The 23,426-nt window shown below is 54.7% G+C and carries 21 protein-coding genes; 5 read left to right on the top strand and 16 right to left on the bottom strand.

Going from position 1 to position 23,426, the window contains the following annotated elements; genetic code table 11:
• The first annotated feature begins 10 nt into the window (after positions 1-10).
• Genes ABXG94_RS00520 through ABXG94_RS00510 form a run of 3 tightly spaced genes read left to right on the top strand, consistent with a single transcriptional unit; the run spans position 11 to position 3,763 of the window.
• The gene (locus tag ABXG94_RS00520; RefSeq protein ID WP_353531692.1) at positions 11-634 is read left to right on the top strand and encodes a nuclear transport factor 2 family protein; all 624 of its coding nucleotides are present in this window, start codon (positions 11-13) and stop codon (positions 632-634) included.
• Positions 635-683: 49 nt separating this feature from the next.
• The gene (locus ABXG94_RS00515) at positions 684-1,748 is read left to right on the top strand and encodes a C4-dicarboxylate TRAP transporter substrate-binding protein (protein ID WP_353531691.1); all 1,065 of its coding nucleotides are present in this window, start codon (positions 684-686) and stop codon (positions 1,746-1,748) included.
• Between the two features lie 29 nt (positions 1,749-1,777).
• Positions 1,778-3,763, top strand: coding sequence for a TRAP transporter large permease subunit (locus ABXG94_RS00510; RefSeq protein ID WP_353531690.1), 1,986 nt, complete (start codon positions 1,778-1,780; stop codon positions 3,761-3,763).
• A 572-nt stretch (positions 3,764-4,335) separates the two neighbouring features.
• Here the strand turns inward: ABXG94_RS00510 and ABXG94_RS00505 are convergent.
• The 8 genes from ABXG94_RS00505 to betC form a co-directional block, all read right to left on the bottom strand.
• Positions 4,336-4,986, bottom strand: a complete 651-nt coding sequence (locus ABXG94_RS00505; protein WP_353531689.1) for a NapC/NirT family cytochrome c — start codon at positions 4,984-4,986, stop codon at positions 4,336-4,338.
• Positions 4,986-5,447 (bottom strand): nitrate reductase cytochrome c-type subunit, encoded by a 462-nt coding sequence (locus ABXG94_RS00500; protein ID WP_353531688.1) that lies wholly within the window; start codon positions 5,445-5,447, stop codon positions 4,986-4,988. The genes ABXG94_RS00505 and ABXG94_RS00500 overlap by 1 nt, the downstream gene beginning before the upstream one ends.
• An 11-nt stretch (positions 5,448-5,458) precedes the next feature.
• Complete coding sequence (napA, locus tag ABXG94_RS00495) at positions 5,459-7,957, bottom strand: nitrate reductase catalytic subunit NapA (RefSeq protein ID WP_353531687.1); 2,499 nt, start codon at positions 7,955-7,957, stop codon at positions 5,459-5,461.
• On the bottom strand, positions 7,950-8,234 hold the full coding sequence (locus tag ABXG94_RS00490; protein WP_353531686.1) for a chaperone NapD: 285 nt from the start codon (positions 8,232-8,234) through the stop codon (positions 7,950-7,952). Before ABXG94_RS00490 ends, napA begins: the two co-directional genes overlap by 8 nt.
• On the bottom strand, positions 8,231-8,731 hold the full coding sequence (locus ABXG94_RS00485) for a ferredoxin-type protein NapF (RefSeq protein ID WP_353531685.1): 501 nt from the start codon (positions 8,729-8,731) through the stop codon (positions 8,231-8,233). Before ABXG94_RS00485 ends, ABXG94_RS00490 begins: the two co-directional genes overlap by 4 nt.
• A gap of 8 nt (positions 8,732-8,739) precedes the next feature.
• Positions 8,740-8,907, bottom strand: a complete 168-nt coding sequence (locus tag ABXG94_RS00480) for a periplasmic nitrate reductase, NapE protein (RefSeq protein ID WP_353531684.1) — start codon at positions 8,905-8,907, stop codon at positions 8,740-8,742.
• Positions 8,908-9,013: 106 nt separating this feature from the next.
• Positions 9,014-9,700, bottom strand: coding sequence for a Crp/Fnr family transcriptional regulator (locus ABXG94_RS00475; protein ID WP_353531683.1), 687 nt, complete (start codon positions 9,698-9,700; stop codon positions 9,014-9,016).
• A 269-nt stretch (positions 9,701-9,969) separates the two neighbouring features.
• Positions 9,970-11,469 carry a choline-sulfatase gene (betC, locus tag ABXG94_RS00470; protein ID WP_353531682.1) on the bottom strand — a complete coding sequence of 500 codons (1,500 nt, stop codon included), beginning with the start codon at positions 11,467-11,469 and terminating at the stop codon, positions 9,970-9,972.
• Between the two features lie 128 nt (positions 11,470-11,597).
• On the opposite strand from betC, the gene ABXG94_RS00465 reads away from it, so the two are divergent.
• A complete protein-coding gene (locus ABXG94_RS00465; RefSeq protein ID WP_353531681.1) occupies positions 11,598-12,554 on the top strand; it encodes a LysR substrate-binding domain-containing protein in 957 nt (318 codons plus the stop codon).
• On the opposite strand, the gene ABXG94_RS00460 is transcribed toward ABXG94_RS00465, so the two are convergent.
• From ABXG94_RS00460 to ABXG94_RS00425, 8 genes are all read right to left on the bottom strand, one after another.
• The gene (locus tag ABXG94_RS00460; protein ID WP_353533974.1) at positions 12,555-13,319 is read right to left on the bottom strand and encodes an SDR family oxidoreductase; all 765 of its coding nucleotides are present in this window, start codon (positions 13,317-13,319) and stop codon (positions 12,555-12,557) included.
• Positions 13,320-13,321: 2 nt separating this feature from the next.
• The gene (locus ABXG94_RS00455) at positions 13,322-14,362 is read right to left on the bottom strand and encodes a zinc-dependent alcohol dehydrogenase (protein WP_353531680.1); all 1,041 of its coding nucleotides are present in this window, start codon (positions 14,360-14,362) and stop codon (positions 13,322-13,324) included.
• Positions 14,359-15,459, bottom strand: a complete 1,101-nt coding sequence (locus ABXG94_RS00450) for a mandelate racemase/muconate lactonizing enzyme family protein (RefSeq protein ID WP_353531679.1) — start codon at positions 15,457-15,459, stop codon at positions 14,359-14,361. The genes ABXG94_RS00455 and ABXG94_RS00450 overlap by 4 nt, the downstream gene beginning before the upstream one ends.
• A 1-nt stretch (position 15,460) precedes the next feature.
• The gene (locus tag ABXG94_RS00445; protein WP_353531678.1) at positions 15,461-16,456 is read right to left on the bottom strand and encodes an ABC transporter permease; all 996 of its coding nucleotides are present in this window, start codon (positions 16,454-16,456) and stop codon (positions 15,461-15,463) included.
• A 5-nt stretch (positions 16,457-16,461) separates the two neighbouring features.
• Positions 16,462-17,469 carry an ABC transporter permease gene (locus ABXG94_RS00440; RefSeq protein WP_353531677.1) on the bottom strand — a complete coding sequence of 336 codons (1,008 nt, stop codon included), beginning with the start codon at positions 17,467-17,469 and terminating at the stop codon, positions 16,462-16,464.
• A complete protein-coding gene (locus tag ABXG94_RS00435; RefSeq protein WP_353531676.1) occupies positions 17,466-18,989 on the bottom strand; it encodes a sugar ABC transporter ATP-binding protein in 1,524 nt (507 codons plus the stop codon). The genes ABXG94_RS00440 and ABXG94_RS00435 overlap by 4 nt, the downstream gene beginning before the upstream one ends.
• A gap of 64 nt (positions 18,990-19,053) precedes the next feature.
• Positions 19,054-20,028 (bottom strand): ABC transporter substrate-binding protein, encoded by a 975-nt coding sequence (locus tag ABXG94_RS00430; RefSeq protein ID WP_353531675.1) that lies wholly within the window; start codon positions 20,026-20,028, stop codon positions 19,054-19,056.
• A gap of 58 nt (positions 20,029-20,086) precedes the next feature.
• A complete protein-coding gene (locus ABXG94_RS00425) occupies positions 20,087-21,556 on the bottom strand; it encodes an aldehyde dehydrogenase family protein (protein ID WP_353531674.1) in 1,470 nt (489 codons plus the stop codon).
• A gap of 234 nt (positions 21,557-21,790) precedes the next feature.
• Between ABXG94_RS00425 and ABXG94_RS00420 the strand changes: the two genes are divergently transcribed.
• Positions 21,791-23,410, top strand: coding sequence for a GMC family oxidoreductase (locus ABXG94_RS00420; protein ID WP_353531673.1), 1,620 nt, complete (start codon positions 21,791-21,793; stop codon positions 23,408-23,410).
• The last annotated feature ends 16 nt before the right edge of the window (positions 23,411-23,426 follow it).

Genomic DNA, 23,426 nt, shown 5'->3' with positions numbered 1-23,426 from the left:
GAATTTGGACGTGAAACAGGATCTTCTGGATCGCCTGGAACTCAGGCAGCTCATCGATAATTGGGCCATCTGGCGCGATGCCGGAATGTGGGAAAAATTCCGCACAGTCTGGCATGACGACGGGCGCATGATGGCCACATGGACACAAGGCACAGCCGATGAATTCATCGCAATGAACAAGGAAGGCTGGAAGCGCGGCGTATCCATTCTGCACTTTCTGGGCGGGTTCAACGCCGAAATTCAAGGAAATCGCGCCGTGACGCAAACCAAGATGACCATCTCGCAGCGCGGTGATGTTCATGGCGTCTCTTGTGACGTTGTCTGCACCGGTCGCTTCTATGATTTTCTGGAAAAACGCGATGGCGTTTGGGGCATGTGTCTGCGCCAACCGATCTACGAAAAAGACCGATTGGATGCCGTTGATCCAAACGCGGAACTGGTCCTTGATCAGGCGCTGCTTGAGCAGTTTCCAATCGGCTACCGCCATCTGGCCTACATCCAGACGAAGGTGGGTTACGACGTTGAAAAGAACATGCCCGGCCTGAAAGGCGACCGCGTTGAAGAGCTATATGCGGAAGGCCGTAAATGGCTGAACGGTGGATCCGTCAGCTGGTCGGGAAACACCTGGCAATGATCTGAGCAAACGCGGAGAAATCCGCATAAAGACTTTTTGGGAGGAGAAAATGTTGAAACTCAAAGGAACACACCTGTGGGCTGCTGTCTGCTTGGCAGCATCATCCACTGTGACATTCGCAGACACGATCCGCATGACAGCCGGGTCAAGTCACCCTCCGGTTCTACCATGGGTTGAGGTCATCACCAACCATGTGGTGCCGGAAACAAACAAGCGGCTTGCCGCACAGGGAAGCGATCATCAGATCGCCTGGACAGAAGCCTATGCGGGCGCATTGTTTAACGCGCCAAACGCGTTGGAAGGCGTCGAGATTGGACTGGCCGATTTGGCCTGGGTCGGCACCATCTTTGAACCGGCAAACCTGCCTCTGCAGAACGTGCACTTTTATGCCCCGTTTCTGGTGGGCGATGTTCACGCTTTGACCGAAATTGGCAACGAGTTGCATGCAACCGTGCCGGCCATGAACGAGCAGTGGGATAGCTACAATCAGCGGTTCCTCGGGGCGATGGCGGATGGCTCATACCACCTGATCACCAAAGAGCCGATCAACTCGATCGAAGACTTGAACGGGATGAAGTTGCTTGCGGCGGGTGCGGTTGCAAACTGGCTGCATGGCACCGGGGCAATTGCTGTCGATGCGGCGTTTCCGGAATTCTACAACAACATCTCGACTGGTATTGCCGACGGCGCTGTCATGACGACCAACGGTATGTTTCCGTTCAAAATTCACGAAGTTGCCCCGTATATTACCTTGGTTGATATGGGCGGGCCGATCACCGGCGCGCTGACGATCAACAATGACACTTGGGATAGTTTGCCCGGAGATGTGCAAGACGTGCTGACAGAGCTGGGCGGTGAATACAGCACGTTGGTTGCTGATCAGGTTGCTGGCCGCGAAGCCAAATTCATGGAGTTGATGATTGCAGAAGGGGCCAATGTATCGACCCTAAGCGATGCAGATCGTCAGGCCTGGGCTGCTGGGTTGCCTGACCTCGCAGGCGACTGGGTTGCGCGTAACGAAGAGGCGGGTCTGCCTGCTGGAGAAGTACTGAACGCGTTTCTGGATGCCGCGCGCAGCCGTGGCTTTGAGCCGCTGCGCGATTGGGCTGAGTAAGAAACCACATCTAAGCTAGGAAAATTGTAATGGCCGATCACGTCCCAGACTCGAACACTCTCTCGGAGGCCGGGCAGCGCTCGGCCATTACATTTGCAACTCTTGCCAGCACGGCACTGAAACGCGTCACTGAATTCATGAGCAGCATAGGCACCGTTTGGTTCTTTGCGCTGGTGATCTTGATCTGTACCGAAATCATTGCCCGCGAATTCTTTCTGTCGCCCATCCGCGGAGTGAAAGAAATTGTCGCTTACTCAGTTGTCGGGGCGGCGTTTCTTCAGCTTGCGAACACGGTTTTCGCCGAACGGATGGCTCGCGCGGATTTCATGTTGTCGATTTTTGGCAAACGGTTGCCGGCAAGTGTTGCAGTGATCGAAGTGGTCGTGTCCATCATTGGGCTCATCGCCATGGTCTTGCTGGCCCAAGCCACCTGGCCCAAGCTGGTTGATGCCTTTGTCGAATCTGAAATTGTCGGCGTCCCGGGCGAGTTTTCGTTTCAGGTCTGGCCATTGCGATGCTTGGTTTTTGTTGGCAGCGTCATGACCGCGTTGGCATTTCTTGCGCGCGCAATCCGGAAATCTAGCGTTGTGTTTGACGGCCGTGGTAATGGCGGATTGATCGGTTTGGGTGTGACGTTGGCAATCTTGGCGACCCTTTGGTTCACGTTGTTTCCGGTGGTCATGGATGCAGGGCTTTCGACCTTTGCAATCGGAGCGATCTTGCTGGCAACCCTGATCGTAGTTGTCATGTCCGGCGTCCATATCGGTGTCGCGATGTTGTTGATCGGCTTTATCGGGTTGTGGTTGCTTAAGGGTCGCATTGGCTTTGGCTATTCCATGCTGGGGCTGGCTGGGAATGAATTTCTCGCCAATTACTATTTCAGCGCCGTGCCGCTGTTTGTGCTGATGGGCCTGTTGGTCGCCGCCGCAGACATCGGGCGGGAGACGTTTGCAGTGGCAAGCTGGTTGACCCGGCCAATTCGCGGCGGTTTGGGCATCGCAACCGTTGGTGCAAACGCAATGTTTGCTGCAATCACTGGATCTTCGGTTGCGTCGGCCACTGTCTTTTCCAAAGTCGCCACGCCGGAAATGATCCGTCACGGATATAACAAACAATTCTCTGTTGGTGTTGTCGCAGGCAGTTCGGTGCTGGGTATGTTGATCCCGCCGAGCTTGCTGCTGATCGTCTATGGGTTTCTGGCCGAACAATCAGTGGGTCACCTCTTTATCGCGGCCATCATTCCGGGCTTCATACTGGCGACAGCGATGTCCTTGATGATCTGGCTAAACGCAACGTTTCGTCCGCACACAGTGTTCGAAACCGCACCGGGTGCCGGATCCGACGTTGACGCGATTTCGGGTATTGGCCATGCGGCTCTTTACTTGGCCCCTATCATTGGCCTGATCGTCCTTGTCCTTGGTGGGATTTATGGTGGATTCTTTACACCGACGGAGGGCGGCGCTGTCGGATCGGCAGGTGCCTTGATCTATGCACTCCTGCGCGGCCGGTTGCCGATGCAAAAGCTGTGGCAGGTGATGGTCGAGACTGGACAGATCGCGACCACCGTTCTGTTTCTTATCCTTGCGGCGAACATATTCACGATCATGCTGGCCTCTTCCGGCTTCGTGCAAAACATCGGGACGTTGATCAATAGTCTAGACCTGAGCCTTCTTCAATTCGCAGTGATCTATGTGATCTTGCTCGTTATCTTGGGTATGTTTCTGGAGTCGGTTTCGATCATGCTGATTGTCGTGCCAATTGCTCTGCCAACCGTGGCAGCCCTGGGTGGTGATCCAATCTGGTTTGGTATTCTGACAGTGATCGCTGTTGAAATCGGGCTGCTGACACCGCCATTTGGCCTGTCGTGTTATGTCGTCGCGGCAACGCTCAAAGACAAAGGAATTGATCTGACCGATATCTTCAGAGGTGTGAAACCCTTTGTTTTGGTTATGTTTTTGATGACAATCCTGATCATCCTGTTCCCGAGCCTCGCGTCGATGACCTTCCAGAAATAACTGTGGAAAGCGATTGTGGTATTGCCAGGTCAAGAGGAAGGAAACAGGAAAACCTTGCTCGTTGGCCTGGATGAAAGGTCTTAAAGAACAAATCCGTTCCCCGCTCTGTACATGCGGAATGGTTACCGTCCTAAAGCAGGGATACGCCTAGCGTTAGGAACAGAGTGTACATTTGGCCGTTTCCGAGGATCGCATGATCGTCATACTCTGCGGCGGTCAAAGTGCTTTTCTCGGGCGATGTGGAACACTGACTGATCCGATCCGAGTAACGGAATAATGTACTGTTTCACCGTAAACCGAAGCCTGCGCGGCGATTGTAAGGCAGAAGAAGCGCTCCACCTTCGATAACAAAATAGTCCAATTTCTTGCCCGGTTTGCATCTTCTGGTACTTAGCGAGTTTGATGGAAGCAGCCATTCGCGCGCCGTGCAGCAAGCGTTTCGTATCAATCGTTATAAAGCGCCAGTTGGGAATGGGCATGACAGGCCCGTCACGGTCTTGCGTCGTCCGCCCGGCACAAAAAAGGCGGCCTCTGATGTGAGGCCGCCTGACTAAACCATATAGGGTCAACTTCTAGTCAGATTTGGCTAGGAATTGCTTGATCAAAGCGGCTTCTTCGCCGCTGGTCATGTTGCTGGAATGCGCATTGGTGGGGGCCGAGTTTGGCAATTGGTGCGCAATGCCTTTGTGACAGTTGATACAGGTTTTCTCGCCGGTCAGCAGAAAGCGCTCGTGGGCTTCTGAGGCCCGTTTGCTTTGCAAGGTGATGTCCATACTGTCAGCGGAGTGGCAGTTGCGGCATTCGAGACTGTCGTTGGCCTCAAAACGGTCCCATTCGTGCTGGGCCAGTTCGAGACGTTTTTCCTCGAATTTTTCACGGGTGCTGATGGTGCCGAAAATTTTGCCGTAGACCTCTTTGGAAGCGGCCATTTTGCGTGCAATTTTGGCGGACCATTCATGGGGCACGTGGCAATCCGGGCAAGTTGCCCGCACGCCAGATGCGTTGGAGTAGTGCACCGTGGATTGCAACTCTACAAAGACGTTTTCACGCATTTCGTGGCAGCTGGTACAGAACTCTTCGGTGTTGGTCAGTTCCAGTGTGGTGTTGAACCCACCCCAGAAAATGACCCCCATGATGAAGCCACCCCAGGTGAGGAACCCGAGCGACAGGTGGGTGGATGGCTTGCGCATAATCCACCACACTCTGGAGATGAATTTAAACATTATTTGTCATCCCCATGCAGCTGCAAATAGTCCAACACCTCGTCCACATCCACAAAGGTGTTTTCCACGAGATCACGCGCATCAGATTGCGGCACGTGACATTGGGTGCAGAAATATCGGCGTGGCGATGCAGAGGCCAGGAACTGACCATCGCGGTTCATAAAGTGGGTGACCGAGATCATTGGCGCTTGGCTGACTTCGACAGCGGTGCGTGAATGGCAGGTCAGACACTGGTTGTGGTTGGTATCGATCTGATAACCTGTGATTTTATGAGGGATCACAGGCGGTTGTTCGGGGTAATTCCGCGCTTTTTTGACGTCGGAATTCACCACTTTGGCAATCACCGGTGCCGCTTCGGTTTGATCCAGAGAGGCTGGGCCACGCAGGGTGGCCACTTGGGGTTCTGCAAAAGCAACCGAGACGGTGGCTGCGATGAGGGCGGGAATGAGAAAGCGTTTCATTGGTTTTCCCCTTACACGGCTTCGATTTTAACGGCGCACTTTTTAAAGTCCGTCTGTTTCGAAATTGGATCAGTTGCATCCAAGGTGACTTTGTTGATCAGCTGGCTGGCATCAAACCAAGGCACAAAGACCAAACCGCGCGGCGGCTTGTTGCGGCCTCGGGTTTCAACCCGTGTGACAATGCTGCCGCGACGCGAAGAAACTTTGACCTCGGATCCGCGACGCAGGCCCATGGCTTTGGCGTCATCCACATGCATGTAGCAAAGTGCGTCTGGCACCGCTTTGTACAGCTCTGGAACCCGCTGGGTCATCGAGCCTGAGTGCCAATGTTCAAGCACACGACCGGTGGACAGCCAGAAAGGATACTCTTCGTCTGGGTTTTCTGGGGCAGGTTCAAATGGCAGCGCGAAAATCACCGCGCGACCATCTGGCTTGCCGTAGAAGTCAAAGTCAGAACCAGGTTTGGCATAGGGGTCTGACCCCTCTTTGAAGCGCCACTTGGTTTCCTTGCCATTCACAACCGGCCAGCGCAGGCCACGCTCTTTGTGATAGGTTTCAAAGGTGGCCAGATCGTGACCGTGGTCGCGACCAAAGGCAGCGTATTCTTCAAACAAACCTTTTTGAATATAGAAGCCGAAGTCTTCGGATTCGATGTTTTCATAGTCAGTGCCGGATTCTTCTAGTGGGAAGGCATCGACCTGACCGTTTTTGAATAGAACGTCATACAGGGTTTTGCCTTTGAATTCTGGATTGGCGTCCAAAATTTCGGCGTCCCAAACTTCTTCGGTGGTAAAGCGTTTGGAGAATTCGACCAGCTGCCAGAGATCAGACATGCTTTCGCCCGGCGCATTCACCATCTGTTTCCAGAATTGTGTTCGGCGTTCCGCGTTGCCATAGGCCCCTTCTTTTTCCACCCACATTGCGGTTGGCAAGATCAGGTCAGCGGCTTCGGCTGTGACGGTTGGGTATGCATCAGACACAACAATAAAGTTGGCAGGGTTGCGATAGCCCGGCAGGCCCTCTTCCAACATGTTTGGCGCGGCTTGCATGTTGTTATTGACCTGCACCCAATAGCAATTGATTTTGCCATCTTTCAGCAGGCGGTTTTGCAACACTGCATGTGCACCAACTTTACCCGGAATGGTCCCGTGTGGGATTTTCCAAATATCCTCGGAAAAGCGACGGTGTTCTTCATTGGCAACCACCAGATCCGCGGGCAGACGGTGGGCAAATGTACCCACTTCGCGGGCTGTACCACAGGCAGAAGGCTGACCTGTCAGGGAGAACGGCGAGTTGCCCGGAGTGGAGATCTTACCGGTCAGAAGGTGGATGTTGTAGATCATGTTGTTGACCCAGACACCGCGTGTGTGCTGGTTCGCGCCCATGGTCCAAAGCGACATCACCTTGGTGTTTGGATCCGCATAAAGCTTGGCCATCGCTTCGAGACGATGCGCTGGAACGCCTGACATTTCTGCTGCGTATTCAAGAGTGTATGGTTTGACGAATTCTGCGAATTCTTCAAATGACATGGGGGAAGAGCCGCCAGCTTTGTCATTGTTTTCAGCAGCTTGTTCCAAAGGATGCTCTGGGCGCAGACCATAGCCGATGTCGGTGTTACCGCGGCGGAAGTTCACGTGTTTGCCCACAAAATCGTGGTTCACCGCATCGTTTTCGATCAGGTAATTCGCGATATAGTTCAACATCACCAAATCGGTCTGAGGTGTGAAGATCATCGGAATATCGGCCAGATCAAAGCTGCGGTGCTGATAAGTGGACAGAACCGCGACTTTCACATGGGGGTGGCTGAATTTACGATCTGCAATCCGGGTCCAAAGAATCGGGTGCATTTCGGCCATGTTGGATCCCCACAGCACAAAAGCGTCTGCGTGTTCAAAGTCATCATAGCAGCCCATCGGCTCATCAATACCAAAGGTGCGGATAAAGCCGCCAACCGCAGAGGCCATACAATGGCGCGCGTTGGGGTCGATGTTGTTAGAGCGGAAGCCAGCTTTCATCAATTTAGATGCGGCATAGCCTTCCCAAACGGTCCATTGGCCAGAGCCAAACATGCCGATGCCTTTGGGACCTTTTTCCTTGAGTGTGGCCTTCCACTTTTCAGCCATGATGTCGAAAGCTTCATCCCAGGATACCGGGGTGAATTCGCCTTCTTTGTCATATACACCATTGGTTTTGCGCAACAAAGGTTGGGTCAGACGGTCTTTGCCGTACATGATTTTAGACAGGAAATAGCCTTTGACGCAGTTCAGACCACGGTTCACTTCGGACTTGCTGTCGCCGTGGGTTGCCACAACGCGGCCCGCTTTGGTGGCCACCATGATCGAGCAGCCTGTGCCGCAGAAGCGGCAGGCGGCTTTGGACCATTTAAGATCGGTCAACGATGCGTCGGTGACGAGGTTTTGTGCGGCCAGTGGCACGGGTACGCCGGCGGCGGCTGCGGCGGCAGCAACGGCTTGGGCTTTGACAACCTGGCGTCGGGTTACTTTAGTCATGGCGGACTCCTGTTGCGAGAGTTTCGAGGGCGTCGGTGTTATCGGCCTGGTGGTACACCAGCGATGCATTCACGACGCCTTTGATGAGTTGAATTTCGGTGAGCGCAGAGACAATCGCGCTTTCGTCGGGGGTCTCGAGGGTCACGATGATTTTGCCGGTCTCGTCCGCATGGGCGATTTCAGCAAAGTCGTGCACCAGAATGTCTGAACACACCTGGTCTTTTTGACCGGGATGCGCGCTGACAAGCAGGCTGGAAATATGCGTTATTGAGGTCATGCGGCCACCTTTTGACGATTGGCTGTGACGGAGATGGCATCAACGGGGCAAGCGCTGACGCAGAAACCGCAACCTGTGCAGGCTGCGTTATCTATGTGGATGGCACCAAAGGGACGCACGCTCAGGTCAAAGCGCAGGGCCTCGGTGTCACAAAAATCGGTGCAGATTTGGCAAGAGGTTCCCGCCTGCAACAAGCATTTGCTTGCGATAGCGACATCTGCACTCAGGGTCATATGGTCGGGATCAAAAACATCGTGTTGACAGGCTGTTGCGCAGTCCCCACAAAAGCTGCAGCCGCCCTGCGCAAACGCGAGGAACGGCATTTTGTCGGGGCCAAATCCAATCACCTGTTCAGGACAGGCAGTGGCGCAGTCTTTGCACGAGGTGCAGCGAGACAAGCCCGCGGTGGTGATCCCCGGAGGGCGCACAACCACGCTGTCGGCATGCCGCTTGGCACCGCGAAAAAAATCGCGTCTGTTAAGGGTTTGATCCGACATCAGATGCCTCAGTGACCAAAGATGAGTTGGGACATCCAAATGGCGAAGCCGTAGCCGCCAACGAGAACGACGCTTAGGATCGGGGCAAGCAAGACCACCAAAAACAAAAACGTAGACCGTTCTGCGCGTTTGCTGGCTTGTGGGTAGTCTTGGCTGGTATCAGGGAGGTCTGACATGGCTCATTCTCTCAGTTTGGTTTCAGCCAACCTAGATCGCGCAAAAGTGAATAACCTTGACGAAGATCAAAGTCCGAGTTTTTTTTATTGCTATGAGCGGCGGCGTTTAATCTAGGAATGTCACCAGGGTTTCCACCCGCCTAATGGAGACGTTTTGGCCGCTGATTTCGACCCCTTTGGGCTTTAGTTTTGCAAAGGCGCGCGACAGGGTTTCCGGGGTCATGCCGAGCAATCCGGCAATCACCACCTTGTCAAACGGCAGCTTAAAGGATGTTGCGCCGGTCAGGGATTTACATTGCAACACAAGAAAGCGCGCCACACGCTTGTCTGCCGAGCGTGATTTGAGTTGTTCGACCTGTTCGACCAGCTGATGCAGGTGGGCATAGGTGGCTGACAAGACAGAGGCCACGGATTCGCGCGAGGACAGGATTGTTTCCTGCACATGAGCACAGCTTATTGCAACATAGCGGCAATCTTTGAGGACATGGCAACTGACCGGGTAAAGGCTCGGACCAAACGCCAGTGCGGTGGCAACGCTGTCACCTGCTTTGGAGACGGCGACCACAGCTTCGGCTCCGGCGCGCGTGGTGCGACTGAGTTTGACAAGACCGTCAGTGATAATCAGAACGTTTTCAGCCGCTTCACCGGCGTCAAACAGGATTTCTCCGGTCACCGCAGAGTAGGTCTGGGCCGTCTCTAGCAACTGCCCGGCCACGCTGGCGGGCATATCGCGCAAAAACACCGAACTGAGCGCGGTTGCAACATCTGATTTTAGCGAGGTCTGTTTCTTCATGGCCTGAGTTCCGCGCCAAATTGGTTTGAATTTGGCAGCCGTATAGGCTTTGGCGCGTCTGATTGTCTATGATCTAGCGCAAACAAAAGCGGCACGTCTTGGCCCATAGAAGCACAGGTGTTGGGGCGGGCAATTGCCGCGCCCCAGAAACCTAAGAATGACCTAAGAGTGATCCAAGCAAGACCTGGTGAAAGCGTAAATAAGACGTAAGAGAAGAGAGTATTTAAGGAAAGATGAAGCAGCCCTGTGGGGCGTGCCGCGCACGGTAACTAATCGCCGCGCGGGTAGCGCTGGCTGTCTTCCACCTCGTTGAGATCCATGTGGTTTCGCATGAAGCGTTCAGAGGCCTTTTGCAGCGGCTGGTAGTCCCAGGGGTAGTAAGATCCATTGCGCAAGGCTTCGTAGACAACCCAGCGCCGCGCCTGGGATTGACGCACTTCGGCATCAAAGCGGTCTAAATCCCACCGTGCATCCGCGTCAGCCTGCATTTTTGCGAGCACCTCTGCATGGGCCGGATCATTGGCCAGGTTGATTTGTTCGTATGGATCTGCGCTCAGATCAAACAGCAGATCGGGATCCAAATTGCAGCGAATGTATTTGTAAGCCCCGTCACGTAGTGCCACGATGGGCGCATAAGAGGCTTCGGCGGCATATTCGATGGCCACTGGACCCCGCTGGGCTGTGCCATTGGCCACCGGCACAAGGCTTTGGCCCTCGGTCCAGGGCGCAATCTCGTCCATGCTGACGCCTGCCAGATCTGCCAGCGTTGGGCAGACATCAATTGCAGAGGCTGGCGTGTCAATGCGGCCCGCGGGAATACCGGGGGCAGAAATCATCAGAGGCACACGCGCTGAGCCTTCAAACATGCTCATCTTGAACCACAGACCACGTTCACCCAGCATATCGCCATGATCAGAGACAAACAGAATGGCGGCCTCTTGATCTGTGCGATCAAGCACGTCTAAGATTTCGCCGACCTTGTCATCAAGATAACTGATATTTGCGAAATAGGCGCGGCGTGAATTTTCGATATCAGACTGGGTGATGTCAAAATTGCGCCAGTCATTGGCGTCAAAAATCCGCTTGGAATGGGCGTCCTGATCCACATAGGGAATCGCCGGCACATGTGGCGAAAGATGGGCGCAATCTTCGTAAAGATCCCAGTATTTTTTACGTGCCACATAGGGGTCATGCGGGTGGGTGAAGCTGACGGTCACGCACCAAGGGCGGTCGTCTTTCTTGCGGGCCAGATCATAGAGTTTGGCGCAGGCATTAAAGGCCACTTCGTCGTCATATTCCATCTGATTGGTGATTTCTGCCACGCCAGAGCCGGTGACAGAGCCCATGTTGTGGTACCACCATTCGATGCGCTCGCCGGGTTTGCGGTAGTCCGGCGTCCAGCCAAAATCAGCGGGGTAGATATCGGTGGTGAGCCGTTCTTCAAATCCATGCATTTGATCGGGGCCCACAAAGTGCATTTTGCCAGACAGGCAGGTGTAATAGCCCGCACGGCGTAGGTGATGCGCATAGGTTGGCAGATCAGAGGGGAATTCGGCGGCGTTGTCATAGACCCCGGTGACCGAGGGCAATTGGCCAGACATAAAGCTGGCGCGGCCTGAGGCGCAGAGCGGCGACGCCGTGTAGCAATTGGCAAAGCGCGCAGACCGCTCTGCCAAGCGTTTCAGATTTGGTGCATGCAGCCAATCCGCTGGCCCATCAGGAAAGAGCGTACCGTTGAGCTGGTCCACCATTAGGATAAGAATATTCATCGGCTTGCCTTTTGTCGTTGGAATGTCGCAACTGATCCCTGTTCGGACGCTCTAGTTGGCATAGACTTAAACTATAACATTCATATATGTTGATTGATGCTTACATGAATTTGAAGTAAAAACTTCGTATGAAAGATATAGATATAGCCTATGACAAGCTGGCGCGCAGCTCTGTTGATCTTTGCGCCTTTGTTCTGGTCTGCCGCAGTGGGACTTTGTCGCATGCGGCCCGGGTCTTGAAAATGTCGCAACCCAGTTTGAGCGTGCGGATCAAGAACCTGGAAACCACGCTTGGCACGACCTTGTTTTTGCGAAAGTCCACTGGTGTGACCATGACGGCCACCGGACGGGCGCTGTTTGGCATGTTGCAAGACCCGATGGACAGGGCGGCATTGCAGTTCCAAACATTTCGCGATCGCGCGCGCAAAGATCGGGTCGTTTTGTCTGTCGACCACGCCTTTGCGGCACTTTGGCTTTTGCCAAGGCTGCCACAGTTGCGCGAAGAATTGGGCAGCACCGATATTTGTATCGTGACCTCGCAGGACCCGGCAGGTGTTGAAGGGGCTGAGACCGACATAGAGGTCTATATGGCGCGGGCAGATCAAAGGGATGCGCAGGCTGATTTGCTATTTTTTGAAGATGTTTCAGCAATTTGCAGCCCGGCATTCATGCACGCCAATCCGGGCTTAAAACAACCTGCTGATCTGATCGATTTGGGGGTGCCTCTGATCCATTTGCGCCCACCGTGCAGCGACACGCCCTGGCTTGATTGGCAGCACTGGTTTGCTGCCGGGGGCGTACCCGCGCCGCAATTGCCGGTTGAAACCGAGTTCAATACCTATGAAATGGTGGTGCGCGCCGCCCAAAGTGGCCAAGGGGTGGCGTTGGGGTGGAATGTGCTGCTGGACACCCTGCTTGCAGACCAACAGCTTGTGCGGCCCTTTTCCAAAAGCATTAGTACCAATGTTGGCTATTACATCCGCTCGACTGCGACCAATCAGACGCCAAAACAGCGCCGTGTACACGAATGGATTGTTGCACAAGCCACCGGAAGCGCCCTGCCACCAACGCGGCAGGGCAAGTGATCAGCGGCCCATCCAGCCGCCGTCAACCACCAGGATCTCGCCGTTGACATAATTAGAAGCCTGAGAGGCCAGGAACACGGCGGGGCCCGCAAAATCTTGTGGCGTGCCCCAGCGGCCTTGGGGGATGCGTTCGAGAATAGATTTGGACCGATCCGCATCGTCTTGCAGCGCTTGGGTGTTGTCGGTGGCGATATAGCCAGGCGCGATGGCATTCACGTTCAGACCTTTGCCAGCCCATTCGTTTGCCAAAGCCTTGGTCAGCTGCCCAATTCCGCCCTTGGAGGCCGCATAGCCCGGCACCGTGATGCCGCCCTGAAAGGTCAGCAAAGAGGCGGTAAAGATGATTTTACCGGAACCGCGCGCGATCATGCCTCGGCCAATTTCGCGCGCCAGAATGAATTGGGCCGTTAGATTGACGTCGATGACTTCGTCCCACAGTTCATCGGGATGATCGGCGGCAGGGGCGCGTTTGATGGTGCCAGCGTTGTTCACCAGAATGTCTGGGGAGACGCCATCGGTTTGCACCTGCGCGGCAAAGCTGCGCACCGCATCGCGATCGGAAAAATCACATTGATAGGCCTTGAAGCTACGCCCAAGGTCCTGCACCGATTTTTCAACGGCGCTGCCCTGCAGTTCAAGCGTGGCGCTGACACCAACGATATTGGCCCCGGCTTGAGCCAAAGCTTCGGCGATGCCGCGTCCAATGCCGCGTTTACAGCCGGTCACTAGGGCGGTTTTTCCGGTCAGGTCAAAACTGGATAGCACGCTCATGAGATGTCTCCGACTTTGATCAGGCTTTTCATTGCCGTTGGGCTGCGGTCCAGCGCTTCAAACGCCGATTGGATGTCGGCCAGTGGGCTGACGTCGGTGATAACCGTATCGGCGTCAATGCCACCGCTTTCAATCACGGAGATCGCTTTTTCATAGTCCTGTGGCTCGTACACCCGCGCGCCGATCAACCGCAGTTCGCGCCAGAAGAATTGGAACATATCGACATTTGGTTTGCTGGCATGAATGGCCACCATGACGATACGTGCGCGCGTGCCGGCAACCGTTGTCATCGCGTCAATGCCAGGCTGTGACCCGGAGACTTCGAACACAACGTCTGCGCCTTTTCCGCCAGTCTTTTCATTGATGACTGCTGGCAGGTCTGCCTTGATCGGGTTCACAGTGGCAAAACCGAGTTTTTCTGCAATCGCAAGGCGGTTCTCATTCACTTCAGATATCACAACATTGCCGCCAGCATCGCGCGCCACCATCGCCACAAGAATGCCAATTGGGCCGCCGCCGATCACCACAACATCTTCGCCGGGTTTCAGTTCCGACAGGCGCACGTCGTGGCAGGCCACAGCAACCGGCTCGATAAGGGCCGCATGATCCAGACGCAGATCATCGGGTAGAACATGCAAAGTGTGAGCTGGTACAGTCCAGACTTCTTGCATGGCACCATCGGTGTCCAGACCTAGGAACTTTAGATTGTGACAGATATGCTGGTGCCCTGCGTTGCAGGCTGGGCAATCGCCGCAATGATCCAAGGGGCGCACCACCACTTTTTGCCCGGCTTCAAACCCGGTCACATCCGCGCCAATCGCGTGCACCACGCCTGACATTTCGTGACCAATCACCCGGTTCAGGCCGACGCGGCCGTCCATATTTCCGTGGTAAACATGCATGTCGGTGCCGCAGATGCCGCAAAAAGCGATGCGCACAGAGACCTCGCCTGCTTTGGGCGCAGTCACTGCGGTTTGCTTGACAACAAAGCTTTTGTCGCCGCGGTAGAAGGCCGCTGTCATTGTTTCAGCGTTCATGAGTGCATTTCCTTATGTGCTTTCGCAAGTTTATCCCAGTCAAAGGTCACACCAACACCGGGTGCGTTTGGCGCAAGAGCCATGTGATCCTGAATAACCAAAGGCTGGGTCGTATATTGATCGATGGGGAAAGAATGGACCTCGATCCAACCGGCATTGGGCTGGGCGCTGACCAAGCTCACGTGCAATTCCTGCATGCCATGAGAGCATATCGGCAGGTTGTGTTTTTGACTGAGGGCGGCCACCTGTAGCCAACCGGTTACCCCCCCGCAATTAGACGCGTCGGGCTGTAAAAAGCCCAGGCAGGCTTGATCCACAGCATATTCGAACTCGTGAATTGTATGCAGGTTTTCCCCCATGGCCAGCGGGATCGTGGAGTGTTTGGCGATCTCGCCAAAACCTTTGTAGTCATCTGGAATCGTTGGCTCTTCGAACCAGTTTAGGTCGTAAGGTTCAAAGGCTTTGGCCGCTGCGATGGCTTCGTTGACACTCATCGAATAGTTGGCGTCAACCATGAAGGTCACCTCAGGTCCGATCAGCTCGCGCACAGCCTTTACGCGTTCGACGTCTTCGGCCAACGTAGGTTGGCCAATTTTGATTTTCACCGCATTGAACCCGCGATCCAGATAGGATTGGATGGAATTCAATAGCTTGGGCAGCGGAAAGTTTAGATCAATACCACCCGCATAGGCTGGGCAACGGTCTGTGCCACTGCCCAGGTAGGCCCACAGGGGTTTGTTCGCCGCCTTGCAGCGCAGATCCCACAAGGCAATATCCACCGCAGAAATCGCAAAAGAGGCTATGCCGCCACGGGCCACATAATGCAGGTGCCATTGCATGGCTTCATACAGCGCTTCGACGTTTTCGGCGTCTTGCCCCACAAGGAAATCGGTCAGGTCGTGCTCGATCATAGCAGCAATCGCGCGACCGCCTTTGCCGCCCGTGTAGGTATAGCCAGTGCCCTCGGACCCGTCGGTCAAACGCACAGTAGCCGTGACCAGCTCAAAATGTGTGTGGTCGCCGTGTTTTGCGTCTGAAAGCACTTCTGCCAGCGGAACATCAAAGATCTTTACGTCGACATTGGCGATCGTAGCCATATTATGCGGTTCCTTTTTTGCCGGATTGCGCCACGCGGCTTTGGAAAACGATCACCAAAAAGAGGAAGGCCCCTCGGATCACCATCTGCCAGTAGGCGCTGAGACTGATGACGCCCCGGCCGTTTTCGAAATTGAGAATATTAAAGACTAGACCCAGCAAGAGCGCTCCGGCCACGGTGGCGGTGATCGAACCCATACCCCCAGTCAGCAGCGTGCCGCCGACCACGACAGAGGCAATTGCCGACAGTTCCCAGCCGATGCCTTCGAGAGGCTGCCCTGCCCCAAAGCCCGAGGCCAAGAACAGACCTGCCATGCCTGCGCAGCCACCGCTGAGCACATAAACAAAAACTTTGGCACGCGAGACATTCAGCCCCATCATGACGCTGGCATCTTCGCCGCCGCCAATTGCCAGAACCGTACGACCGAGCGAGGTTTTCTCAAGCACCACCCAGAGGATCACCACAACAATTAGCGTGATGACAATGGTCCACGGCAGAATGCCAAAGGCTTGCTCCATACCGAGGTATGTAAAGTTTGACGTCCAATCGATGGAGACGGTTTGGGCACCAGAAATCACCAGCGCGCCGCCTTTGGCCCCCAGCATCGTGGCCAAAGTGGCAATGAAAGGTGGGATGCGCATGGCGACCACGAAAAAGCCGTTCAGCGCCCCGATGGCAAAGCCAGCCAGGACTGCACCGGGCAACGCCACCTGAATGCCATAGGGCGACAGATAGGCCGCGATGACCGAGGTGAAGGCCGCCACCGACCCGACAGACAGGTCGATGCCGCCGGTCATAATGACGAAACACATGCCAACTGCGATCACGATGAACATGGCGTTGTAGTTCAAAACAGACGAAAAGTTGTAGGCCCCGCCAAAGTTATCATAGCGCAGAAGGCCAAAAATAATCAGGGCAACGAGGGTGATCCAGACGCCCAGACTGTGGGTGTTGCCTTGCAGGTAGCGACGCAGATCAAAAGCAGAAGTATCAAGCATTTTGGTCACTCCTTCCGAGCTTGCTGGACATAAACAGCAAGAATAATGATGCCAGCCTTGGCGATCAGCGCGACTTCGTCGGCCACGCCATTTGCAAGCAATGTGTATTTCACCAATTGAATAATGATGGCCCCAAGAATGGCCCCAAAGATCGGAGCTTTGCCGCCCTGAAGCAGCGTGCCGCCAACGACGGCTGCGGCGATAGCATCAAGCTCCATCAGATTACCGATACGGGCCGCATCTGACGCCGAGTTGATCGCAACCACGATCAGCCCCGCCAGTCCGGACAGGCCTGCGCAAATCACATAGGCCCCGATTTTTACGCGTTTGACTGGCACACCAGACAGTTTGGCAGCTTGCTCATTGCCACCCACCGCCAAGAGCTGTCTGCCAAAGACCGAATGCGCCATCAACCACCACACGGCCACAGCAATGACCAGCACCAGATAGCCTTGAAATGGAAAGCCCAATATCTTGCCCGTGCCCAGGTAACTAAACGAGGGATGGGTGAAGGTTTGTAGGTTGCCATTGGTCAGAACCAAAGCAATGCCGCGCCCAGAGATGAAGAAAATCAGTGTGGCCACAATGGGTTGCACATTAAGCAGGCTGACAAGCGCGCCGTTAAAAACACCGCAAGCAAGTGCCACGAGAATTGGAACCACAATGGCCAATGCCAGACCCAATTCTGGATTGGCATCCGCGAATGGAGAGGTGAATATCAAGGGGGCCAAGGCGCCTGACAGCGCCATGATTGCCCCAACACTCAGATCAATGCCGCCCGTCGCAATCACCAGTGTCATGCCCACTGCAACAATCGCGATGGTGGCCACCTGACTGATGTTCACAAACAGAGTTTGCGCATGCAAAAAGTTCGGCGTGACAAGAATGTTGAACAAAAGGATGACGATCAAAGCCACAACACCACCGTGTTGTGAGATCATGCTCCATGAGAGCTTTTGGGTGACGCGCGATGAGACCGGCGCGACCCCCAAGGGTTTTTCCTGTGAGGTCATTGGGGTGTCCTATCGTGATGATGGGCGATGGCCGCGATGAGGCTTTCCTCGGTGACACCCGGGTTCTGCAGTTCAGAAACCGAATGGCCGTCTTGCAGCACAACAATGCGGTCCGCACCTTCGACAAGTTCTTCAAATTCAGAGCTGATCAGCAAAACGCCAAGACCGCGATCAACGTAGTCGCGAATGATGGATTGGATTTCGAATTTTGCGCCGACGTCCACACCACGGGTTGGCTCGTCTAGGATCAAAATTTCAGGCTCTAAAGCCAACCAACGCGCCAGCAAGACTTTTTGCTGGTTGCCGCCTGAGAGCTCGCGAATGGGTTGCTCCATACCCGCGGTTTTGATGCCAAGAGATTTGATGAAGCGATCCACCAATTCGGTCTCTCGCTTGCGGTCTACGCGCCCCATTTTCTTAAGGCGTGGCAATAGTGCAAGCGTCATATTTTCGCGCACGGTCATATGCGGGATGATGCCTTCGCGTTTTCGGTCTTCGGTCAGGAAACCCACACCTGTTGCAATCGCATCAGCTGGTGTGTTGGATTTTGACTTGCGGCCCGGGCGATGAATAGACCCCGCTTTCAGGCTGTCCAGGCCAAACAGAGCCCGCGCGGCTTCGGTACGGCCAGACCCAAGCAAGCCGCCCAATCCAACGATTTCACCCTTGCGCACGGTGACCGAAAGCTTTTTCAGCCCGCGGCCCGTTGCAATGTCCTTGGCCTCGAGCAAAACGTCGCCGGGGGCTTTTGCTTCGCCACCTAGCCCTGTCATGCCTGCGGCCTCGATTTCTTCGGGGTCGCGCCCAAGCATTTCGGAGATCAGGCCAAGCTTGGTGGTCTCTGCAATGTTGTGTTCAGCCACGGTTTGGCCGTCCCGCATGATCGTGACGCGGTCGCAGATCTGATAAAGCTCGTCGAGAAAATGCGAGATATAAAGAACGGCAACGCCTTCTTTCTTGAGTTCGCGCACAACGCCAAACAGGATGTCGATTTCTTGGTCATCCAACGAAGAGGTCGCCTCGTCCATGATCACCAGCTGGGCGTTCATGGAAACGGCGCGTGCAATGGCCACCAGCTGCTGAATGGCGGTCGAGTAAGACCCAAGCTGGGCGCGCACGTCGATGTCGATGCCAAAACGCTCTAGGATTTCACGGGTTCTGGCATGAGCCGCCTTCCAATCAATGGTTCCCAAACGCGTTCTTGGCTCATAACCAATCATGACGTTTTCTGTAACACTGCGCAGAGGTACGAGGCTAAGCTCTTGATAAATCGTTGCAATACCAGCGTCCTGCGCCTCGCGCGGGGTGGTGATTGCAGCGACATTTCCGTTTATTTTTACGTCCCCGTCATCTTTGCGGTAGACGCCAGTCAAAATTTTGATGAGCGTTGATTTACCGGCGCCATTCTGGCCAATGATGGCGTGAACTTCGCCCGGAACAACGCGAAGGTTCGCGTTTTGCAGCGCAACAACGCCGGCAAAGGATTTTTTGATCCCGCTCATTTCGATCAGGTGAGACATTTCGCAGCCCTTTTCGTCAAGGAACCAAGGGAGACGGAAACCGCCCCCCCTGGCTCAGGGAGATTTAGTAAGCTGCGTCGATGTTTTCGGCGGCGTTGTCGATCGTGAAGACACGGTCTTCAACTTTCACCCAACCCGGAATTTCTTCGCCAGCCGCATAACGCTTCATCACGTCGCAAGACAAAGGTCCAAAGAAAGGTGAGCTTTCAACGGTCACACCCATTTTGCCATCGATAATGGCTTGAAGCGCGTCACGCGTGCCGTCGATGGAAACAACAGTGATGTCTTCCCCTGGTTTACGGCCTGCCAATTCCAAAGCTTGGATCGCGCCAATCGCCATTTCATCGTTATGAGCATAAACCACGTTCACGTCTGGATGGGCTTGCAGCAGAGTTTCCATGACCTGACGGCCAAGGTCGCGCGCGAAGTCACCCGTTTGCGAAGCAACGATTTCAAAGCGACCATCTTGCAAAATGCGGTCGTCAAAGCCCTTTTTACGATCGTTTGCCGGAGAAGACCCTGTGGTGCCTTCCAGTTCAACGATGACACCTTTGTCGCCGCTAAAGTTTTCGATCAGCCACTGGGCCGCACGGTCACCTTGTTCGATGAAGTCAGAGCCAAGGAAGGCCACGAAATGCTCGCCGGCTTGGGCAACGTTTGGATCAACAGAGCGGTCGACCAGGAAGGTTGGGATACCAGCGCGTTTGGCCTTCATAACTGCTGGGATCAATGGTTTTTCTTCGCGTGGTGGCAAGAACAGAACATCGATGCCTTGGGCGATCATCGAGTCAACATCTGCAACCTGTTTGGCTGCAGAGCCCGCAGCGTCGGTTGCGATCAGCTCCCAGCCGCAAGATGCTGCGGTGTCATGGAACGATTTTGTTTCCGCGATGCGCCATGGGTTGTTGGACTCCATTTGCGCAAAGCCAACACGATAGGTGTCTTTGACGGCCAGTGGTGGTGTGTCAGCCGAAGATACGGCTGCGCTGAATCCAAGACCCAGGGCAATGGCAGTGCCAAGCAGAATGCGTCGTTTCATTTAGTTTCCTCCAGTTGGAATATGCGGCCTTTCCTCCCGGCCGCAGTTTGACCGGGAATTACCCCCAGTTTACGTAAAGGCTCTGCTTGCGCAGGTAGCCCTCGAATCCGTGTTTGCCGTCTTCGCCACCAAGGCCTGACTGCCCCCACCCATTGTGGAAGGCATGCACTTGTTCGCCGTTGGCGCGATTGACATAGATTTCGCCGAAATTCAGCGCATAAGGCGTTTGCATGATGCGCTTGTGATTTTCGGTAAAGATGTAGGCAGACAATCCAAATTGCGTGTCGTTTGCATATGAAATTGCCTGATCAAAATCATCGATGCGAACAGCGGGCACCACGGGGCCAAAGACCTCGTTGCGTACCAGCGAAGAATTGTTGTCTTGCACTTCTAGAACGGTTGGCGCGTACCAATGGCCTTGCGCGTATTTGCCTTCGTTGAGCGGCCCACCCTGCAAAAGAACTTCGGCACCCTCTGCGACGGCTGCTTGCACCAGAGAGTGCACCTTTTCCACCTCGACGCCGCTGACTTTGGGCCCCATATCAGGGTTGGTCATCGGATCGCCAATGGTTAATGCCGCTGACTTTGCGACAAATTTCTCTAGAAACTCATCTGCGATGGCGCGGTGCAGATACATGCGCTCATTGCAGGTGCAGATCTGGCCGCAATTGGTATAGCGAGCGGTGACGGCGGCATCGACGGCTTTGTCAATGTTTGCGTCATCCAGTACAATAAAGGGCGCTTTGCCCCCAAGTTCCAGACGCAGAACTTTCATGCCATCTGCAGCGGCGCGAAAAATCTCTTGCCCAGCGCGATTACTGCCGGTCATTGTGATCAAGGATGTGATCGGGCTTTGAACCAGCGCCTGCCCCACAACGCGGCCAAATCCGGTAACAACGTTGAAGAGGCCCGCAGGAATGCCAGCCTGATTTGCGAGCGACGCAATGAAAAGCCCCGCCAAAGGAGTGATTTCATGCGCTAGAAGCACAAAACCGTTGCCTGCCACCAAGGCTGGCCCAAGTTTTCTGGCCGCAAGCGCTGCGGGGTAATTCCAAGACGTCAAGCCAACCACGACACCATAGGGATGGCGGCGAATTTGCACTTCTTCGTCAGGATTTTCAGAGGCAATGATTTCGCCTTCGATGCGACGGGCATTTTCAGAGGCATAATAAAGAAACGCAGCGGTCGCTTGTGCTTCGCCACGAGCCTGGTCCAGAGGCTTGCCCTGCTCTGACGTGATCAGAACCGCAAGCTCTTCTGCGCGCGCCGTTATCAGGTCAGCCAATTTGCGCACAACTGCGCCACGTTGCACCGCAGGCACTTTGGCCCAAACGAGCTGGGCGCGCTGCGCGGCTTCCAAGGCGCGCATTGCATCGTCTTCGGTTCCCAACGGGGTGGTTGCAATCACCTGTTCTGTCGCCGGGTTCTCTACGTCAACGGTAGCGCGGCTATCTGCACCAACCCAAGCGCCATCAATAAACATTGATGCCTTGAGGGGCTTGCCGGATGTTAGGTCGAAATTCGTCACTTTTGCCTCTTTGGTCGTACCAAACAATATTTGTTGTTGATGATTCCTGCGATTCAGTCAAGAAGAATCTCCAAAATTGTCGAGATATGCTGATTTTGCTAGTTTTATTGATTTATTTGGTATGATCATATAGAGCCCACCAGACATCAGGATCGCGGGGAGGCGATCTGATTCGACCAAAGCGTGCAAAAAGTGCCAGCACGCTGAGAAGGTGGCGTTTGGAGGAAAGAGATCGTGGAAGAATTTGATCACATTGTCATAGGGGGCGGGGCATCAGGTTGCGTCGTCGCTGCAAGATTAGCCTCTGAGGGTGAGGCGCGAGTCTTGCTGCTGGAAGCCGGGTATTCCAACAAGCACCCCCTGTTGGATATGCCACCCGGTATTTTCAAGATGATCAACGGCACCAAATTCATGCGCTACCATAAGACGGTCAAACAAGAGCACCTGGGGGGCCGCGTTCACGACATTCCGCAGGGCCATGTTCTAGGGGGGGGATCGTCGGTGAATGCACAGGTCTATATGCGTGGGCGCCCCGCCGATTACGACGAGTGGCATGCCGAATTGCGCGGTAGCAATGACGGTGTGGATTGGGATTGGAACGCGGTGATGCCGCATTTTAGGGCTATGGAAGACAACAACCGGCTGCAGAATGATCTGCATGGCTCTGGCGGTCCCCTTTTGGTTTCGGACCCCGGTCACATTGATCACCTGTCACGACTATTCGTGCAATCTGTTCAGGGATTAGGCGAGCCATTTTCGCCAGACTTCAATGGCAAGGCCCAGCGCGGCGTAGGGTTTTACCAATTCATGAACCGCTTTGGAAAGCGATCCTCTGCGGCCTACGCCTATATCGAGCCGCAGGCCAAGAACCCAAATCTGACCGTTCGTTTGCGCGCCGAAGTACAGTCCATCATTCTGGATAATGATCAGGCTGTTGGCGTCACCTATGCGGATAAGACCGGCAAGCTGCATTCTGTGAAATGCACCGGCGAGGTAATTCTAGCCGCTGGTGCCCTGGTGACCCCAAAGGTCTTGATGCTGTCAGGCATTGGACCCAAGGCGCATCTGGAAGAATTCGGCATCGCTTGCCAGATTGATTTGCCTGGGGTGGGCGAGAACCTTGTGGATCACCCGGAAGTGCCCATCACCGCCCGCGTGAAAGGCAAACATGGCTATTATAAGCAAGGCGACGGCTGGCGCATGATTAAGAACGGCTTACAGTTCAAGCTGTTTGGCAGCGGCCCTATTACCTCGGCGGGCGTCGAAGCTGGGGCCTTTGTCAATCCGGCTGCGCCAACCGATGCCCCTACAATCCAGGCCTTTTGTGTGCCGATTGTTTATGTGGATCGCGACACACGTCATTTGGTCGAAGATGGCTATGGGCTGACCGTGACTACGGTGGTTGTAAAACCAAAGTCACGTGGATCTGTCAAACTGGCCTCGGCGGATCCTAAGGATATGCCGCTTGTTTCGCCAAACCTGCTGAAAGACGAAGCAGATATGGATGCAATGGTTGACGGGCAAAAGTTCTTTTTACGCGCTTTTGAAGCCAGCCCTCTTGCTCAGCAGGTCGACAAGGTGATGTTGCCAAGCCCGGAGGATCGCAGTGACGAGGCCCTGCGCGCCTATTGTCGGCGCTTTGTAAAAACCAATTATCATCCAGCTGGCACAGCGCGTATGGGCAAAGATGGTGACCCAATGGCGGTGTTGGATCCGCGCATGCGAGTGCGGGGCGTTAAGGGGCTGCGCGTGTGTGATCTGTCAGCCATGCCAAACATCAATGCCGGTAACACACAAGCCCCTGCCATGATGCTTGGGGATCGCTGTGCCGATATGGTCATGGGGCGGCTCTAGTAATGCGGCCCAACCA

Origin of the sequence: Cognatishimia sp. WU-CL00825 (assembly GCF_040364665.1) — a bacterium.
GTDB lineage: Bacteria > Pseudomonadota > Alphaproteobacteria > Rhodobacterales > Rhodobacteraceae > Cognatishimia.
Note: the sequence above shows the minus strand (reverse complement) of the source record. Positions and strands in the feature narration are given on the sequence as shown.

What these genes read in the sequence shown, in the direction of transcription:
- ABXG94_RS00515 (WP_353531691.1), top strand. Translation starts at nt 684, where the DNA reads ATGTTGAAACTCAAAGGAACACACCTGTGGGCTGCTGTCTGCTTGGCA.
- ABXG94_RS00510 (WP_353531690.1), top strand. Translation starts at nt 1,778, where the DNA reads ATGGCCGATCACGTCCCAGACTCGAACACTCTCTCGGAGGCCGGGCAG.
- ABXG94_RS00505 (WP_353531689.1), bottom strand. Translation starts at nt 4,986, where the DNA reads ATGTTTAAATTCATCTCCAGAGTGTGGTGGATTATGCGCAAGCCATCC.
- ABXG94_RS00500 (WP_353531688.1), bottom strand. Translation starts at nt 5,447, where the DNA reads ATGAAACGCTTTCTCATTCCCGCCCTCATCGCAGCCACCGTCTCGGTT.
- napA (WP_353531687.1), bottom strand. Translation starts at nt 7,957, where the DNA reads ATGACTAAAGTAACCCGACGCCAGGTTGTCAAAGCCCAAGCCGTTGCT.
- ABXG94_RS00490 (WP_353531686.1), bottom strand. Translation starts at nt 8,234, where the DNA reads ATGACCTCAATAACGCATATTTCCAGCCTGCTTGTCAGCGCGCATCCC.
- ABXG94_RS00485 (WP_353531685.1), bottom strand. Translation starts at nt 8,731, where the DNA reads ATGTCGGATCAAACCCTTAACAGACGCGATTTTTTTCGCGGTGCCAAG.
- ABXG94_RS00480 (WP_353531684.1), bottom strand. Translation starts at nt 8,907, where the DNA reads ATGTCAGACCTCCCTGATACCAGCCAAGACTACCCACAAGCCAGCAAA.
- ABXG94_RS00475 (WP_353531683.1), bottom strand. Translation starts at nt 9,700, where the DNA reads ATGAAGAAACAGACCTCGCTAAAATCAGATGTTGCAACCGCGCTCAGT.
- betC (WP_353531682.1), bottom strand. Translation starts at nt 11,469, where the DNA reads ATGAATATTCTTATCCTAATGGTGGACCAGCTCAACGGTACGCTCTTT.
- ABXG94_RS00465 (WP_353531681.1), top strand. Translation starts at nt 11,598, where the DNA reads ATGAAAGATATAGATATAGCCTATGACAAGCTGGCGCGCAGCTCTGTT.
- ABXG94_RS00455 (WP_353531680.1), bottom strand. Translation starts at nt 14,362, where the DNA reads ATGAACGCTGAAACAATGACAGCGGCCTTCTACCGCGGCGACAAAAGC.
- ABXG94_RS00450 (WP_353531679.1), bottom strand. Translation starts at nt 15,459, where the DNA reads ATGGCTACGATCGCCAATGTCGACGTAAAGATCTTTGATGTTCCGCTG.
- ABXG94_RS00445 (WP_353531678.1), bottom strand. Translation starts at nt 16,456, where the DNA reads ATGCTTGATACTTCTGCTTTTGATCTGCGTCGCTACCTGCAAGGCAAC.
- ABXG94_RS00440 (WP_353531677.1), bottom strand. Translation starts at nt 17,469, where the DNA reads ATGACCTCACAGGAAAAACCCTTGGGGGTCGCGCCGGTCTCATCGCGC.
- ABXG94_RS00435 (WP_353531676.1), bottom strand. Translation starts at nt 18,989, where the DNA reads ATGTCTCACCTGATCGAAATGAGCGGGATCAAAAAATCCTTTGCCGGC.
- ABXG94_RS00430 (WP_353531675.1), bottom strand. Translation starts at nt 20,028, where the DNA reads ATGAAACGACGCATTCTGCTTGGCACTGCCATTGCCCTGGGTCTTGGA.